Below are 15,015 nucleotides of genomic sequence, written 5' to 3' on the forward strand. Positions count from 1 at the left end.
TGACGGATTAACTTGGTCACCCGCAACACGATTAACCACTGCAAACAATGCCGCAACTCACCCCAGATTAGTTGTTACAAAACACGGACTGTTAGCCTTATGGACAGAAAAGCCCAGCAAACAAGCTGGAAAATTGGCATTGCAATTCATTGAATGAAGATAACTTAATAACGCCGATCAAACTAGAACAAACGGTATCTGAAATTTTCCCTGAAATTGCGCGTAATCTGTAATGTTTAGCGATGTAGGTTCAATCTGTCATTGGAATTATCATTAACCAACAACTCCTTTTGCTTGCAAATCAGCATGATAGGATGACCGCACCATCGGCGCACTGGCGACTTGTTTAAAACCCATTGCCTTTGCAATCTTGCCGTATTCGTCAAACTCGGCGGGGGTAATGTAGGCTTTGACGGGGAGATGGGCTTTGCTGGGTTGTAAGTATTGCCCCAAGGTCAACATGGAGCAGCCATGTGCCAGCAAATCCTGCATGACTTGGTGGACTTCTGTTTTTCCTTCTCCTACTCCCAACATCAAACCAGATTTGGTGGGAACAGTTGGTTGGACTTCGTGAAATTGCTTGAGCAGATTCAACGAGCCTTGGTAATCGGAACCTGGACGGACTTGTTTATACAGTCTGGGTACGGTTTCCAGGTTGTGGTTGAATACATCGCACGGCTCATTTGCCAGGATAGCAACCGCTTTGTCGATGCGTCCACGAAAGTCAGGTACCAGGATTTCTATTTTAGTGCCAGGTGTTTGTTGACGAATTTGCTTGATGCAATCGGCAAAATGCCCTGCCCCGCCGTCGCGTAAATCATCCCGATCAACCGAGGTAATGACGACGTATTTGAGTGCCATCGCTTTTATGGCATTCGCCAAATGCTGCGGCTCTTCCTTATCAAGCGGTAGTGGTTTGCCGTGTGCGACATCGCAAAATGGGCAGCGGCGGGTACACAGGTCGCCCATAATCATGAAGGTTGCCGTGCCGTGCTGAAAGCATTCCGCTAAATTGGGACAGGCGGCTTCTTCGCAGACGGTATGCAACTTATGTTCGCGGAGCAGTTGTTTGACGCGGGTGATTTCGTCGCTGGCGGTTATTTTGATGCGTATCCAGTCCGGTTTACGTAAAACTGTTTCGGGCTGCTCGACTTTGATCGGAATACGCGCCAATTTTTCCGCATTGCGTTGGTGCGATTCGGGTGTGAACCGCGAAGGTGCTTGATTATTCATAGCTTAAGTGATGTGTTAATCGCATTAACCACAGGAATGGCAAGATCAGCCGTGCTGATATTAACACCAAAATCCGCCAATTGTGTTACTCGTAAATCCTTAAAACCACAAGTATTGATATGATTGAATGGTGATAAGTCCATGTTATTGTTTAGACTTATGCCATGATAACTCGCGTTGTTTTTGATGCGTATGCCGATGGAACCGATTTTTTTGTCATTGACGTAAACGCCTGGTGCTTCGGGTTTGGCAACGGCGGCTATGTCGAATTGCGCTAAGGTTGTAATCATAGCCTGCTCCAAAAGCGTCACTAATTGCCGTATTCCAAGTTTCAAACGCTTGATGTCGAGTAAGGTATAAACCACCAATTGTCCTGGCCCATGGTAGGTCACTTGTCCGCCCCTGTCGCACTGGATGACAGGTATGTCGCCAGGGTTCAACAGGTGTTCCGTTTTACCATTCAACCCCAAAGTGTAAACGGGTAGGTGTTCCAAAATCCAGACTTCATCGTTTGTTTCGTCCGTGCGTTTTTGGGTGAATTGCTGCATATCTTGCCAGATGGTTTCGTAAGGTTGCAAGCCAAGTTCACGGATTATCAATGGTTTTGCCTAAAGGCCAAAGAGCTTCGACAGAACTTTCCTGAGTGTATCGAAGGGTTTCAGTTCAATTATCAAGCTGGGAGTAGAAAGCTGTTACGTGTCTTTACAAAGCCATTAAAACCAGCGGATGATCTGTTAAATCTTGATAGATTGCATCCAGTTGTTGTTTACTGGACGCTTCTATCAGGACAGTTACCGCCAGATAATTGCCATCTTTACTCGGTCTGGTAGTTACTGCCTTTTCGTTATCGGGTACGTGACGACGGACAATTTCAATGACCAGTAAATCAAACTCAAAATCACTTTTGCCCATTGCTTTAATGGCAAACTGGCAAGGAAATTCAAAATTGGTTTCCTCGCTCACCGTAAAGACTTTTTGTGTTCCTGGAAAAGTTTGTAAAACATTTTCCAAAGCGACCCTGGTTTGCCGTCTGCAATCTTTTCAGAATCCAGTTCAACTACAGGGATGATTTCGCGGGTGGAGCTGGTTATCCATATTTCGTCCGCTTTCTTTAAATCATCCATAGAAATGGCCTGTTCGCGGCAAGGAATGTTATTTTTTCTGGCGATCTCTAAAATTACATCTCGCGTTATTCCTGGCAAAATTGCAGGACTTTTAGGTGGTGTCATCAACACACCGCCGATTACGACAAACACATTGCTGGCTGCACCTTCAGTCAAATATCCGTCTTTGAATAAGATTGCCTCAGCGCAGTCATGGTCTATGGCTTCCTGCCTAAGCAGAACGTTGGCTAATAAGGTGATTGCCTTGGTATGGCACAGCTTCCAACGGCTATCTTCCATGCTGAGTGCTTTGACACCGTTATCTGGATCAGCGTGCGGAGTAATGCCGGACACCATCGCAAACACGGTAGCCGTGACATGTTGGGGAAACGCATGGTCTCTTTTGGGCGCAACACCACGGGTAATCTGGAGATAAACGGATTGATCTTCGCCATGCTTAAGCAATGGGGCAAGTAAGTTGCGCCATTGCTCATGGCTATGTGGATTCTGCAAGCGGATGGATTTTAAGCTGTTATCAAGGCGTTCCAGGTGATCTTCAAGACGGAATAAATGCCCGAAATAGGCTGGGATGACCTCATAAACACCATCACCAAACAAAAAACCCCTGTCCATAACCGAGATTTTGGCATCAGCTAACGGTAAGTATTGACCATTTAGGTAAACGATTTCATTACCCATTGTTTTTCTTTATCATCATTAGCACGCTATCATAAAGCCGTCTGAATATGCCGCCTTTTTCGACTTCATTAAGTGCGATTAAGTCTTTGGTAGTCAGTAACTCATCTTTAAGCTTGACAGTCACTGAGCCTAATTTATCACCTGCTTTTACGGGCGCAATAATCTGTTTATCAACATTAATAGAGGCTTTCAATTCATTATAACGGCGACGCGGAATGGTGACGTAAAGATCCTCAGCCAAACCCAATGCTATATTTTCAGTAGCACCTTTCCAGATTCTGGCTTCGTTTATTGATTTTCTGCCCTCGTAAAGACGATGCGATTCAAAAAAACGAAATCCGTAATTAAGTAGAGTTTGGTTTTCGTTAGCCCGTGCAACCATGCTTTCGGTACCCATGACTATCGAAATTAGGCGCATTCCGCTACGTAACGCAGAAGCAACCAAGCAATAACCCGCTTCCTCAGTATGTCCGGTTTTTACGCCATCTACCGAGTCATCACGCCCCAACAGCATGTTACGATTTTGCTGGGTAATTTTGTTGTAGGTGAATTCTTTTTGCGAAAACCAGGGGTAGAACTCAGGAAATTCTTTGATTAGTGCTGTGGTGAGTATGCCGAGATCCCGTGCGGAGGTGTAATGTTTCTCGCCGGGAAGACCGTCGCTGTTTTCGAAATGACTATTGGTCATACCCAAACGGGTAGCGTGTTGGTTCATCAATTCTGCAAAAGTGGCTTCGTTACCTGCCACATGCTCTGCTAATGCGACGCTGGCATCATTGCCAGATTGGATAATGACACCTTTAAGCAAGTCTACAACCTTAACTTGATCGTTGACCTTAACAAACATCTTTGAACCGCTGGTTTTCCAAGCATTCTGGCTGATAGTTACCAAATCTTCCAGATGTAAGTGACCGTTTTTGATTTCTTTGAAAACAACGTAAACCGTCAGGATTTTGGTAAGACTGGCGGGAGCCAGTTTTGCATCTGCATTGTTTTCTGCGAGGACTTTGCCGGTATTGTAATCTTGCAGAATGTAACTGCTGGCGGCAATGGTGGGCGCAGAAGGCGTGAGTATTTCAGCTTCTTCGGCGTTGACCTTTACAAAGGTAAAGAATAGAAATAGAAATAGAAATAAAATGCGATAAGTGAGAAAACTTTTCAGATAAGTCATGTATTAAGCATGGTTTCGGTAAAAACGATGCCTAATTATACCATGCGTTAATCTAATTTTGTCTGCTTGCAGTGACTATCTGAGGGTCTTTAATACCGATTTTTGCCAATTGGTCACTTAGTATTTCAGCATTTTGTGTGGATTTGATAGGTCCCATTTGGACTTTATACAAGGTGTTTTTTCTGTGCTTTGTAGCGTGGATGATGGGTTCTGGCATATTATGTGCGGAAATTTTATCCTGCAATTTTAGTGCCTTGCTTTCGCTACCAAAACTACCGACTTGAAAATACACTTTTTTATTTTGACTTTCGGCGGCTTTCTGGATTTGCGGCAGAGCTTGCATTTGTGAGATAGCTTTGATTTCTACTTTCCCAGTTCCCTCGCTTTGAATACCTATTTTTTTGGCGGCAGCATAGGATAAATCCAACAGTCTATTGCCTACGAAAGGTCCTCTGTCGTTTATGCGAACGACCACGGTTTTGTTATTTTCCAGGTTAGTTACTTGGGCGTAAGACGGAATAGGTAAGGTTTTATGAGCGGCAGTCATCTCATACATATCGAATATTTCGCCAGTTGCCGTTTTTTTGCCTTGAAATCCAGGTCCATACCAAGAAGCAACGCCTTTTTTGAGATAACGGGCAATTCGTGGCAACCAGCTTTCTTTTTGCGCGGTTTCAGTACTGTTATCGACATCTCTCGCATCCAGTGGAGAATTCTTGCTCAACTCGATAATTGAGTGATGTCTGGCTTGGTATTTTGTTTGGTTAGGCAATTCAAGGGCTACCAAAGCGGCTTTGGGCGGTGAAGCTTGGTGGGAGATAAACGGTGTTGGTACTGGGGTTTCACTGGTTTTTATCTGATTACTGGAACAACTACTAAGTACCAGGACGAGTGGTAAGGTTATGATTTTGTTCATATGGGAGGGAAACTCTTGAATTAGAAATGGCAAGGCTTAACTGATAAACAGCCATTGCATAGAGAGGACTGTGGTTGTAGCGGGTAATCACATAAAAATTGTTTGATGTTGCCCATAATTCTTCGCCGTTCTCTTGTTCAAAAGCGATAATTTTCGCTTTTTTGGTTGAAAGTAAAGGTGTACTTATGTTTGGGTTTGTTCGATTAGACTTGATTAATCTTAAATCTTCCTTAAGAAAGGAAAGCTTTTGGTGCGTTTTTTGACTACTTACTCCCAATGGAAAGGCGATAGCTTGACCTGATTGCCAACCGTGTTTAGCAAAATAATTGGCAATACTGGCAATGACATCTTTTGAGTTATGCCAAATATCTCGACGGTTATCTCCATTAAAATCAATGGAGTAATTACGATAGCTACTCGGCATAAATTGTGGTATTCCCATTGCGCCTGCATAAGAACCTGTGGGTATTAAGGGATCGATATGTTCTTCTTTACAAAGTAATAAAAAATTTTCCAATTCGCTACGAAAAAATTGGCTACGGGGTGGATATGCAAAGGTAAGTGTGGATAAGGCATCAATCACCCGATAATTACCGGTATGCTGCCCATATTGCGTTTCAACGCCGATAATGGCGACGATAATTGCCGCAGATACGCCGGTATGTTTTTCGACTGCCGCCAAGGTTTCGGCGTTTTCGTGCCAGAATTGCACTCCCGCCTTAATTCGGGGTTGTTTCAGGAATATTTTGCGGTATTTGTACCAAGGCATAGCTTCTGAGGGCTTTGAGATTTTTTGGATAATCTCAGCTTTCAGTTCAACCTGCTTGAATAATTCTACAAGTTCAGTTTCATTAAATTGATGCTTAGTCACCATTTGTCTGATAAAACCGTCAACCGTTTCCTGATTTTTGACTGGATTGGTACAAGACAATAGTACAAAACAAGCGGAAATTAGCTCTAATTTAACTAAAAATCCTTTAAATTTCATGCCATTAATGAGGAATAAGTTTCTTATGGGTATGGATAGACATCAGAATACCAAAACCCGCCAATAAGGTAACAACCGAGGTACCACCATAGCTAATCATAGGTAAAGGTACACCAACAACGGGTAGAACTCCAATAACCATGCCTATATTGACGAATACATAGACAAAAAAGGTGAACGCCAGACTGCCCGCTAACAAGCGACTGTAGGTATCTTGGGCTTGTGATGCTATATATAGGCAACGACCAATAACCAAAAGATAGAGCGCGATAAGTCCGAGACAGCCAAACAGCCCGAACTCTTCGGCAAATACAGCAAAAATGAAATCGGTCGAGCTTTCCGGTAGAAATTCCAGCTCCGACTGTTTGCTGCCCAACCAACCTTTACCGTAGATGCCGCCTGAGCCTATGGCAATTTTAGATTGAATAATATGGTAGCCCCTGCCCAAGGGATCGGCTTCTGGGTCTAAAAGCGTGATGATGCGGGCGCGCTGGTAATCATGAAGAAAATAATGCCAGACAATGGGTGCTAATGCTGACAGCGAGGCAATAATAGCCAAAATAAAGCGCCAGGATAATCCTGCAAAAAATAACACCGCCGCGCCAGAACTCGCGACCAAGATCGCCGTACCTAAATCAGGTTGTTTGGCTATTAATAGCGTAGGTATCAGGATTAAGATACCTGAGATCAAGAGTTGTTGCGGTTTTATGGGCAACGCATGGTCGGCAAGATACCAAGCGATCATCATAGGGGTGGTGATTTTTATCATTTCCGACGGTTGAAAACGAAAAACACCAAGATCTAGCCAGCGTTGTGCACCCTTGCCGATATGTCCCATAATCAATACAGCAACAAGCAAAGCAATACCCATACCAAATAGCAGTGCTGAATAACGTTTGAATTGATAAGGATTAATGTGTGCCAGCACTGTCATCAGTAAGTAAGCCAAACCAACTCGAAAAGCTTGTCGTACCAATAGCCCTATTTCCTGACTTCCGGCACTGTAAAGTATGATAAAACTCAGTAATGAAATTAGCAGCAGGATGATAAATAAAGGAATATCAATATGCAGCTTGCCGAGTATGCGCTCGGTGAGCGTGGGCGTATGGAATTGTTCACGGCGGGACTCACTGTTCATGGCTGTGCATTTTGCTTATCGCGCAAATATTGTTTGATAACCTTGGCGGCAATGGGTGCTGCTACCGATCCACCATGACCGCCATTTTCGGCAATCACCGCAACGGCAATCTTTGGGTTATCGGCAGGTGCGAACGATATAAACAAGGCATGATCGCGTTGTTTAAAATCGATTTGATGTTCGTTATAACTGGCATTTTGCTTGATGTTAATCACTTGCGCGGTGCCGGTTTTACCGGCGATTTGATAGTTAATATCTAGCCCTATGCTTCTAGCAGTCCCTCGATTACTGTGGACGACATTCACCATCGCAGCAATGATGGTCTTAATATTAGCGGATTTTAACGCAATAGTGGATTTTGGAATGCTTGCACTGGGACTGCGGGTGGACTCTGCAACCAGCTTATCAACCAAATGTGGTGTCACAACTTTACCATTATTCGCTAAAGTGGCAGTGGCTTTAGCAAGCTGTAGTGGCGTAACTTGATGATAACCTTGTCCAATACCTGTAATGACCGTTTCACCTGGAAACCAGGCTTGACCTTTTTTTGCCATTTTCCATTCCCTAGAAGGCAATAATCCCGCTTTTTCTCCCATCAAGTCGATACCTGTTTTTTCGCCAAAACCAAATTGTTGCAAAAAACTGTGAATACGGTCTATACCTAATATGCCTGCCAAGCGATAAAAATAGACATCACAAGACTGGGTGATGCCCTCGCTGACATTGACCGAACCATGACCGCCTTTCCGCCAGTCCCGATAATGGTGGCTGTCATTGGGTAACTGGTAATAGCCAGGGCAAAAAAGTTGCTGCCTTGCGCCGACTGCATCATATTCCAGCCCCGCCAATGCCATAAACGGTTTGATGGTTGAGCCGGGCGGATATAAGCCACGTAAAGCGCGATTATACAGAGGCTGGTCGGGTGAGGCATTCAAGGCTTGATAAGCACTATTGCTAATTCCAACCACAAAGGGATTAGGATCAAAACCTGGCCGACTGACGAAAGTCAACACGCCCCCTGTCTCGATTTCGATAGCGACAACCGCGCCATTGTACTTTTCTAGCGCATCGTATGCAGTCTTTTGCAATTCTATGTCTAAGCTCAAATGGAGATTAGCTCCAGCTACTGGATCGACTTCCTTAAGTGTTTTTAATGGGCGACCTTGGACATTGACTTCTATTTCTGAATAGCCTGTAGTCCCGTGCAGCACTGATTCATAAGCACTTTCTATTCCCAATTTGCCGATAAACGTGGAGCCTCGGTATTCAGCGAGTGGTAATTCTTTCATGTCCTCTTCGTTAATACGTCCGACATAACCAACCACATGGGCGGCCAACTCACCATACGGATAGTTTCTCGACTGGCGAACTTGGACATCAGTGCCATGATAAAAAGGTCTAACGACTGCAAATTTTGCCACTTCTTCGTCAGTCATGTTGGTCAGCAGAGGAATGCTCGTAAAATGCTTTTGTCTTTTCCTAAGCTTTTGAAACTGCTCTATTTTTTCACCAGGAATGTCAAGCAGAGTTTTCAACTTTATCAACGTGTCATCCAAATCGCTGATTTGTTCTGGAATAAGTTCCAGGGTGTACGTTTGAGTGTTTTCTGCAAGAATATTGCCGCGTTTGTCGTAGATAATGCCTCGTGAAGGGACAGTGGGCTCGATTTTGATGCTGTTTTCTTTAGCTAAGGTCGCATAATGCTGATGACCGGCGACTTGCAGATAAACCAGCCGAATAACAAGACCAGCCGTCAATAACAGGATAATAATAAAAGCAGAGATGATGCGCGCCAGAAACTGATAGCTTTCTTCTGGGTTGTCTTTATAGGTTAAATTACGGGGCATCGAAAAGGTGTCCAGCGCAAATTAATCGGTTTTGATGGGTTTTGCTAAGCGGACAAAACGTAATACGGTATAAACCAAGGGCCAGCAGAGTGTGCCAACAAAAACAGGCAACCAAAAAGTGGGCTTTAACTGTGCGGTATCTTGAATGTTTTTGATGAAAAAGAGCAGCAGTTGCGATAACAATAAACAAAAAAAGATGAATAGTGCTTGTTGAATAAACGGTAATTGGCGCAACCGCCTGTGCAACGACAAACAAAGGTAGATCACTAACGCATAAGCCAAGGCATATTGACCAAATAGTCGCCCAGTCAATACATCGGTAAGCAAGCCGAATGTCCAGGCGTGAAAAACACCGACGCGTTCAGGCACGGCAAGTGACCAGTAGATGAGCGTCAACAGCACCCAGTCTGGGTTATAAACAGCAAACATCGCAGGTAATGGTGCTATTTTTAAGCACATTGCCAGTACGAGAGTGAAGATAATACGACCAAAGCCATAACTGTTATTCATGGGTATTCTCCTCTACACCAGTTTGCGAGGGTGCTTGCATAGGCGCAAGGGAAACCGGTTCTTTGTCGCTCCATACAATCATCAACTCCCTATTGCGATCAAGTAATGCTTTTGGCGTTGCGGTAATCTGCTGGCTGGCAGGTGGCGTGAAGGTATCAACTACCGCAACTGGATAGCCTTGCGGAAACGTTCCGCCTAAACCCGATGTGATTAATAAATCCCCAGGGCGAACATCAGCATTATCCGGTAAAAACGGCAATTTAAGCCGATTTAATTCGCCACTGCCAACCGCAATAGTCAGTAGTCCATTACGATTGACCTGTACCGGGATGGCATGATTTGGGTCAGTGATTAGCATGATTTCTGAGCTGTTAGGTAAGGCCCGAAAAACCTGTCCCACGATACCGTTGGCATCAACCACGGCCTGTTGGGTATGTACACCAAAACGGGTACCTTTGTTAACCACCACGATATTTTCGTAAGGAGGAACGATATTGACTGATAACAACTCAGTGACTAACACTTGCTCACCCAGCTTAAAAGAATTTTCCAGTAAGGCACGTAGCCGGATATTTTCTTGTTCCAACGCTTCAAATTTGAGCAGACGGATTTGGTTGAGGAGCTGCGTGTTACGCAGTTTTTTGTTATCTTCCTTTAAAGTCGCATTCGTGCTGAATGAATTACTGATTCGATTCGCGGTTTCCGAAGGCAGATCAACGAGATATTTAATGGGATCGACAAGCAAGGATAGCGCAGCGCGAACCGGATCCAGACGTGGACTGATATGTTCAACCATCAATAGCGCGATTGAGACCACGACTGCGATGAACAGACGCACATGGATTGATGGGCCTTCGGCAAATAACAGTTTTATAGCGGAGGTCTCTTATCAGTTTAAAAGTGGGCGGCAAAGGCGAACGTTATTACTTTACCCAAAGCATGTGGGCGGTCAAAATAGTTTCAGCGACCACCCATAGTATAAGTCTTTTGTCAGATAAACAGCCTATTCAAAGGAATAAGCAGACATGCCTTTTTTATCAATCATTTCTAACACCATACCACCTCCTCTCGCCACACAGGTCAAGGGGTCATCGGCGATATGTACCGGTAAGCCGGTTTCTTCGGTAATCAGGCGGTCAATGTCTTTTAACAAAGCACCACCCCCAGTCAAATAAATACCACGGCTGGCGACATCAGAACCCAGTTCAGGCGGCGTTTGCTCCAGCGCAAATTTTACGGCGCTAATGATGCCTGCTAAGGGATCTTGCAAGGCTTCAAGGATTTCGTTGCTGTTTAATGCAAAGCTGCGTGGTACGCCTTCTGCCAGATTACGGCCCCTGACTTCGATTTCCCTGACTTCACTGCCAGGATACGCCGTGCCAATTTCAATTTTAATTTTTTCGGCGGTTGCTTCACCGATTAACGTGCCGTAATTCCTGCGGACATAATTGATGATAGCTTCATCAAAGCGGTCGCCACCGATGCGGACTGAGTTGGAATAAACGATGCCGTTGATTGAGATGATGGCAACTTCGGATGTACCACCACCAATATCCAACACCATCGAACCGCTGGGTTCATCGACAGGCAAACCCGCACCAATCGCAGCAGACATCGGTTCTTCAATCAAAAACACTTCCCGTGCACCGGCCATTGATGCGGATTCCCTAATAGCGCGACGTTCGACCTGGGTTGATCCACAGGGTACACAGATCAAAATACGTGGACTAGGACGTAACAATTTGCTTTTGTGGACTTTTTCAATGAAATATCGCAGCATTCTTTCCGTAACGGCAAAGTCGGCAATCACGCCGTCTTTTAAGGGTCGAATGGCGGTGATGTTGCCTGGCGTACGCCCCAGCATCATTTTTGCCTCAGTACCTACAGCAGCAATGCTTTTGGTGCCGCGTACTTTGTCTTCCTTGATGGCTACCACGGATGGTTCGTTAAGGACTATGCCCTGTCCGGGAATATATATAAGGGTGTTGGCGGTACCAAGATCAATCGAGAGATCGTTTGAGAAAAGGCCGCGAAATCTTTTGAACATTTTTTACCTGAGTCCAGAGAAAAGGGGAATTAAACCGTCATACTTTATCAATCAAGCGGGTATTCGGGCAAGTTATAAAGTATTATAGTTTACGACTTTGGTTTTAATAGGGTAGAAAATGACCTTAACAGCAGACGATGTAAAGAAGATTGCCCATTTGGCGCGACTTGGCATTAATCAACAGAATATAGCATCATACACGAAAGATTTATCGGGCATGTTGCAGCTTATGACGCAAATGAGTGAAACCAATACTGATGGCGTTTTGCCGATGGCACATCCTATGGATCAAACCCAGCGCTTACGGGCTGATGAAGTTACCGAGAATAATAATCGCAATAATTTTCAGGCTATTGCGCCCCAAATTGAGGACGGTCTTTATCTTGTTCCTAAAGTTATTGAGTGAAAGGATCTCGCGTGCATACTAAATCAATCAAAGAGTTAGCCGAAGGCTTACGATCCGGCGAATTTTCCAGCGTAGAATTGACGCAATCGTTTTTGACACGTATCAAGCAGCACCAATCATTAAATTGCTTTATCTCTGTTACTGAAGATCTTGCCTTGCATGCTGCAAAACAAGCGGATGGGCGGATTGCCAAAGGCGATACCAGCTTGCTGACTGGCATCCCGATTGCCCAGAAAGATATTTTTTGTACGCAGGGCGTAAAAACTACTTGCGGCTCCAAGATGCTGGACAATTTTGTCGCCCCTTATAATGCGACAGTCGTAGAAAAACTGAATGCCGCCGGTGCGGTTATGCTGGGCAAACTCAACATGGACGAATTCGCGATGGGTTCATCCAATGAAACCAGCTATTACGGCGCAGTCAGGAATCCCTGGCAAACGGATTCAGTTCCCGGTGGCTCGTCGGGCGGTTCGGCTGCCGCAGTTGCAGCGCGCTTGGCCGTTTGTGCAACGGGGACGGATACGGGCGGATCAATCCGGCAACCAGCGGCACATTGCGGCATTACTGGCTTGAAACCGACGTATGGTCGCGTGTCCCGCTATGGCATGATCGCTTATGCGTCCAGCTTAGATCAAGGTGGGCCAATGGCGCGTAGTGCCGCGGATTGCGCCGTCCTGTTACAAACGATGGCCGGCTTTGACGGGAAAGACTCAACCAGCGTCGATTTACCCGTGCCGGATTACCAAGCTGGCTTGAATGCCAACCTTAACGGCTTAAAAATCGGTTTGCCAAAAGAATTTTTTGGGGATGGCTTAAATAGCAACGTGGCGGCAGTTATCGAACTAGCCATTAAGGAATACCAAAAACTGGGCGCGACCGTAAAAGAAGTCTCCATGCCGAACCTCAAACTGGCGATACCCGCCTATTACGTGATTGCACCTGCCGAATGCTCCGCTAACTTGTCACGTTTCGATGGGGTACGGTTTGGTTATCGCTGCGCCAATCCACAGGATTTGACGGATTTATACACCCGTTCCCGTGGCGAAGGCTTCGGCAAGGAAGTCAAACGCCGCATCTTGATGGGCACTTACGCCTTATCGGCAGGTTATTACGATGCGTACTATATCAAGGCGCAAAAAATCCGGCGGCTAATCAGTGAGGATTTCAAGAAATCCCTGGCTGACGTTGATGTCATCATGGGGCCGGTTACGCCCAGTACGGCGTTCGGTATCGGCGAGAAGATTGGAAACCCGATTGAAATGTACTTGTCAGACATTTATACCATCGCCATCAACTTGGCAGGTTTGCCCGCCATGTCCATTCCCGCTGGCTTTGCGGAAGGCAAACCCGTGGGCTTGCAAGTGATTGGTAATTATTTTGCGGAAGACAAGTTATTGAACATCGCGCATCAATATCAGCAAGCCACCGATTGGCATCAACAGATTCCCAAAGGGTTTGAATAGGAATAGCACATGGGACATCATCAAGAACACGAATGGGAAACCGTTATCGGGCTGGAAATCCATACCCAACTGGCGACCCAATCCAAAATATTTTCCGGTGCGGCGACTGCTTATGGTGCTGAACCCAACACCCAAGCCTGTGCAGTTGATTTAGGCTTGCCCGGCGTACTGCCCGTGTTGAACGGGCAAGCGGTCTCGATGGCGGTGAAATTCGGCTTGGCAATTGAAGCCGAAATTGCCCCGCATTCAGTCTTCGCCCGTAAAAACTACTTTTATCCCGATTTGCCTAAAGGTTACCAAATCAGCCAGTTTGAATTGCCTATTGTCGGCAAAGGTCATTTGGATATCGATGTGGACGGCACGACCAAACGCATCGGCATTACCCGCGCCCATCTGGAAGAAGATGCCGGAAAATCGCTGCACGAGAGCTTTCACGGCATGAGCGGCATCGACCTCAACCGCGCCGGTACGCCGCTGTTGGAAATTGTCTCCGAGCCGGAAATGCGTTCGGCGAAAGAAGCCGTCGCTTATATGCGGAAAATTCACGAGCTGGTGCGTTACCTGGGTATTTGCGACGGCAATATGCAGGAAGGCTCGTTCCGTTGCGACGCCAACGTATCGGTGCGTCCCAAAGGCCAAAAAGAATTCGGCACTCGGGCGGAGCTTAAAAACATTAACTCGTTCAAATTCGTCGAAAAAGCTATTAATCACGAAGTCGAGCGGCAAATAGAACTCATAGAAAGCGGCGGTACCGTCGTACAGGAAACCCGTTTGTACGATTCGGTTAAGGATGAAACCCGTTCCATGCGCAGCAAGGAAGAGGCCAACGATTACCGGTATTTTCCCGATCCCGATTTGTTGCCGGTGTTGATTGATGAAGATTTTAAAACACAAATAAAAGCCCAGTTGCCGGAATTGCCGCAAGCCAAAAAACAGCGTTTTAAAGAGGATTATGCGCTGGATGAAGAGAGCGCGACAATATTGACCTCATCCCGTCCTCTGGCTGACTATTTCGAAACCGTGGTTAAAGAATCGGGTTGCGAAGCAAAAATGTGTGCGAATTGGGTAACCGGCGATCTTTTAGCCGCACTGAACAAAGCCGATTTGGATATTACCGATTCACCGCTCAGTCACCAACGTTTGGCGGGCTTGTTAAAACGTATCAGCGACGACACCATTTCCGGCAAGATTGCCAAACAGGTGTTTGAAGAACTATGGCAAAGCACAGCGACAGCCGATGAAGTTATCGAAGCCAAAGGCCTCAAACAAATTACCGACACCGGCGCGATAGAAGCCATCATCGATAAAATCATTGCCGATAATCAGGATCAGGTTGAGCAATACCGTAGCGGTAAAGATAAAGTTTTTGGTTTTTTTGTCGGTCAGGTGATGAAAGAAATGCAGGGCAAGGCCAACCCCGGCGAGGTGAACAAAATGCTTAAGGACAAGTTAAAGTAAGCAGGTAAGAGTCTTTTGCCCAGCAACCGCCCTGGT

The 15,015-nt window shown here is 45.7% G+C and carries 15 protein-coding genes; 3 read left to right on the forward strand and 12 right to left on the reverse strand.

Annotation, left to right across the window (positions count from 1 at the left end):
• Positions 1-273: 273 nt before the first annotated feature.
• The 12 genes from lipA to AC1YY3_RS11825 form a co-directional block, all read right to left on the reverse strand.
• Positions 274-1,233: a lipoyl synthase gene (lipA, locus tag AC1YY3_RS11770; protein WP_481824144.1), complete on the reverse strand. Its 960-nt coding sequence runs from the start codon at positions 1,231-1,233 to the stop codon at positions 274-276.
• Complete coding sequence (gene lipB / locus AC1YY3_RS11775) at positions 1,230-1,832, reverse strand: lipoyl(octanoyl) transferase LipB (protein ID WP_481824143.1); 603 nt, start codon at positions 1,830-1,832, stop codon at positions 1,230-1,232. The genes lipA and lipB overlap by 4 nt, the downstream gene beginning before the upstream one ends.
• Before the next feature lie 103 nt (positions 1,833-1,935).
• The gene (locus AC1YY3_RS11780) at positions 1,936-2,196 is read right to left on the reverse strand and encodes a YbeD family protein (protein WP_349027149.1); all 261 of its coding nucleotides are present in this window, start codon (positions 2,194-2,196) and stop codon (positions 1,936-1,938) included.
• Positions 2,193-3,035, reverse strand: coding sequence for a D-amino acid aminotransferase (locus AC1YY3_RS11785; protein WP_481824142.1), 843 nt, complete (start codon positions 3,033-3,035; stop codon positions 2,193-2,195). The genes AC1YY3_RS11780 and AC1YY3_RS11785 overlap by 4 nt, the downstream gene beginning before the upstream one ends.
• Positions 3,028-4,206 carry a D-alanyl-D-alanine carboxypeptidase family protein gene (locus AC1YY3_RS11790; protein ID WP_481824141.1) on the reverse strand — a complete coding sequence of 393 codons (1,179 nt, stop codon included), beginning with the start codon at positions 4,204-4,206 and terminating at the stop codon, positions 3,028-3,030. Before AC1YY3_RS11790 ends, AC1YY3_RS11785 begins: the two co-directional genes overlap by 8 nt.
• 52 nt (positions 4,207-4,258) lie before the next feature.
• Positions 4,259-5,122, reverse strand: coding sequence for a septal ring lytic transglycosylase RlpA family protein (locus tag AC1YY3_RS11795; protein WP_481824140.1), 864 nt, complete (start codon positions 5,120-5,122; stop codon positions 4,259-4,261).
• The gene (gene mltB, locus AC1YY3_RS11800; protein WP_481824139.1) at positions 5,082-6,110 is read right to left on the reverse strand and encodes a lytic murein transglycosylase B; all 1,029 of its coding nucleotides are present in this window, start codon (positions 6,108-6,110) and stop codon (positions 5,082-5,084) included. The genes AC1YY3_RS11795 and mltB overlap by 41 nt, the downstream gene beginning before the upstream one ends.
• A gap of 4 nt (positions 6,111-6,114) precedes the next feature.
• Positions 6,115-7,248, reverse strand: coding sequence for a rod shape-determining protein RodA (rodA, locus tag AC1YY3_RS11805; protein ID WP_481824138.1), 1,134 nt, complete (start codon positions 7,246-7,248; stop codon positions 6,115-6,117).
• Complete coding sequence (gene mrdA / locus AC1YY3_RS11810; protein ID WP_481824137.1) at positions 7,245-9,095, reverse strand: penicillin-binding protein 2; 1,851 nt, start codon at positions 9,093-9,095, stop codon at positions 7,245-7,247. The genes rodA and mrdA overlap by 4 nt, the downstream gene beginning before the upstream one ends.
• Positions 9,096-9,116: 21 nt before the next feature.
• Positions 9,117-9,605 (reverse strand): rod shape-determining protein MreD, encoded by a 489-nt coding sequence (mreD, locus tag AC1YY3_RS11815; RefSeq protein ID WP_481824136.1) that lies wholly within the window; start codon positions 9,603-9,605, stop codon positions 9,117-9,119.
• Positions 9,598-10,479 carry a rod shape-determining protein MreC gene (gene mreC / locus AC1YY3_RS11820; protein ID WP_482194496.1) on the reverse strand — a complete coding sequence of 294 codons (882 nt, stop codon included), beginning with the start codon at positions 10,477-10,479 and terminating at the stop codon, positions 9,598-9,600. Before mreC ends, mreD begins: the two co-directional genes overlap by 8 nt.
• 129 nt (positions 10,480-10,608) lie before the next feature.
• Positions 10,609-11,652 (reverse strand): rod shape-determining protein, encoded by a 1,044-nt coding sequence (locus tag AC1YY3_RS11825; protein WP_481824135.1) that lies wholly within the window; start codon positions 11,650-11,652, stop codon positions 10,609-10,611.
• A 118-nt stretch (positions 11,653-11,770) separates the two neighbouring features.
• On the opposite strand from AC1YY3_RS11825, the gene gatC reads away from it, so the two are divergent.
• From gatC to gatB, 3 genes are read left to right on the forward strand one after another with little or no spacing between them, the layout of a single operon-like run.
• The gene (gene gatC, locus AC1YY3_RS11830) at positions 11,771-12,058 is read left to right on the forward strand and encodes an Asp-tRNA(Asn)/Glu-tRNA(Gln) amidotransferase subunit GatC (protein ID WP_481824134.1); all 288 of its coding nucleotides are present in this window, start codon (positions 11,771-11,773) and stop codon (positions 12,056-12,058) included.
• A gap of 11 nt (positions 12,059-12,069) precedes the next feature.
• Positions 12,070-13,521: an Asp-tRNA(Asn)/Glu-tRNA(Gln) amidotransferase subunit GatA gene (gene gatA / locus AC1YY3_RS11835; RefSeq protein ID WP_481824133.1), complete on the forward strand. Its 1,452-nt coding sequence runs from the start codon at positions 12,070-12,072 to the stop codon at positions 13,519-13,521.
• A gap of 9 nt (positions 13,522-13,530) precedes the next feature.
• Positions 13,531-14,979, forward strand: coding sequence for an Asp-tRNA(Asn)/Glu-tRNA(Gln) amidotransferase subunit GatB (gatB, locus tag AC1YY3_RS11840; RefSeq protein ID WP_482194495.1), 1,449 nt, complete (start codon positions 13,531-13,533; stop codon positions 14,977-14,979).
• Positions 14,980-15,015 lie beyond the last annotated feature (36 nt).

This window comes from Methyloglobulus sp. (genome assembly GCF_964779595.1).

What these genes read in the sequence shown, in the direction of transcription:
- lipA (WP_481824144.1), bottom strand. Translation starts at nt 1,233, where the DNA reads ATGAATAATCAAGCACCTTCGCGGTTCACACCCGAATCGCACCAACGC.
- AC1YY3_RS11785 (WP_481824142.1), bottom strand. Translation starts at nt 3,035, where the DNA reads ATGGGTAATGAAATCGTTTACCTAAATGGTCAATACTTACCGTTAGCT.
- AC1YY3_RS11790 (WP_481824141.1), bottom strand. Translation starts at nt 4,206, where the DNA reads ATGACTTATCTGAAAAGTTTTCTCACTTATCGCATTTTATTTCTATTT.
- AC1YY3_RS11795 (WP_481824140.1), bottom strand. Translation starts at nt 5,122, where the DNA reads ATGAACAAAATCATAACCTTACCACTCGTCCTGGTACTTAGTAGTTGT.
- mltB (WP_481824139.1), bottom strand. Translation starts at nt 6,110, where the DNA reads ATGAAATTTAAAGGATTTTTAGTTAAATTAGAGCTAATTTCCGCTTGT.
- rodA (WP_481824138.1), bottom strand. Translation starts at nt 7,248, where the DNA reads ATGAACAGTGAGTCCCGCCGTGAACAATTCCATACGCCCACGCTCACC.
- mrdA (WP_481824137.1), bottom strand. Translation starts at nt 9,095, where the DNA reads ATGCCCCGTAATTTAACCTATAAAGACAACCCAGAAGAAAGCTATCAG.
- mreD (WP_481824136.1), bottom strand. Translation starts at nt 9,605, where the DNA reads ATGAATAACAGTTATGGCTTTGGTCGTATTATCTTCACTCTCGTACTG.
- AC1YY3_RS11825 (WP_481824135.1), bottom strand. Translation starts at nt 11,652, where the DNA reads ATGTTCAAAAGATTTCGCGGCCTTTTCTCAAACGATCTCTCGATTGAT.
- gatC (WP_481824134.1), top strand. Translation starts at nt 11,771, where the DNA reads ATGACCTTAACAGCAGACGATGTAAAGAAGATTGCCCATTTGGCGCGA.
- gatB (WP_482194495.1), top strand. Translation starts at nt 13,531, where the DNA reads ATGGGACATCATCAAGAACACGAATGGGAAACCGTTATCGGGCTGGAA.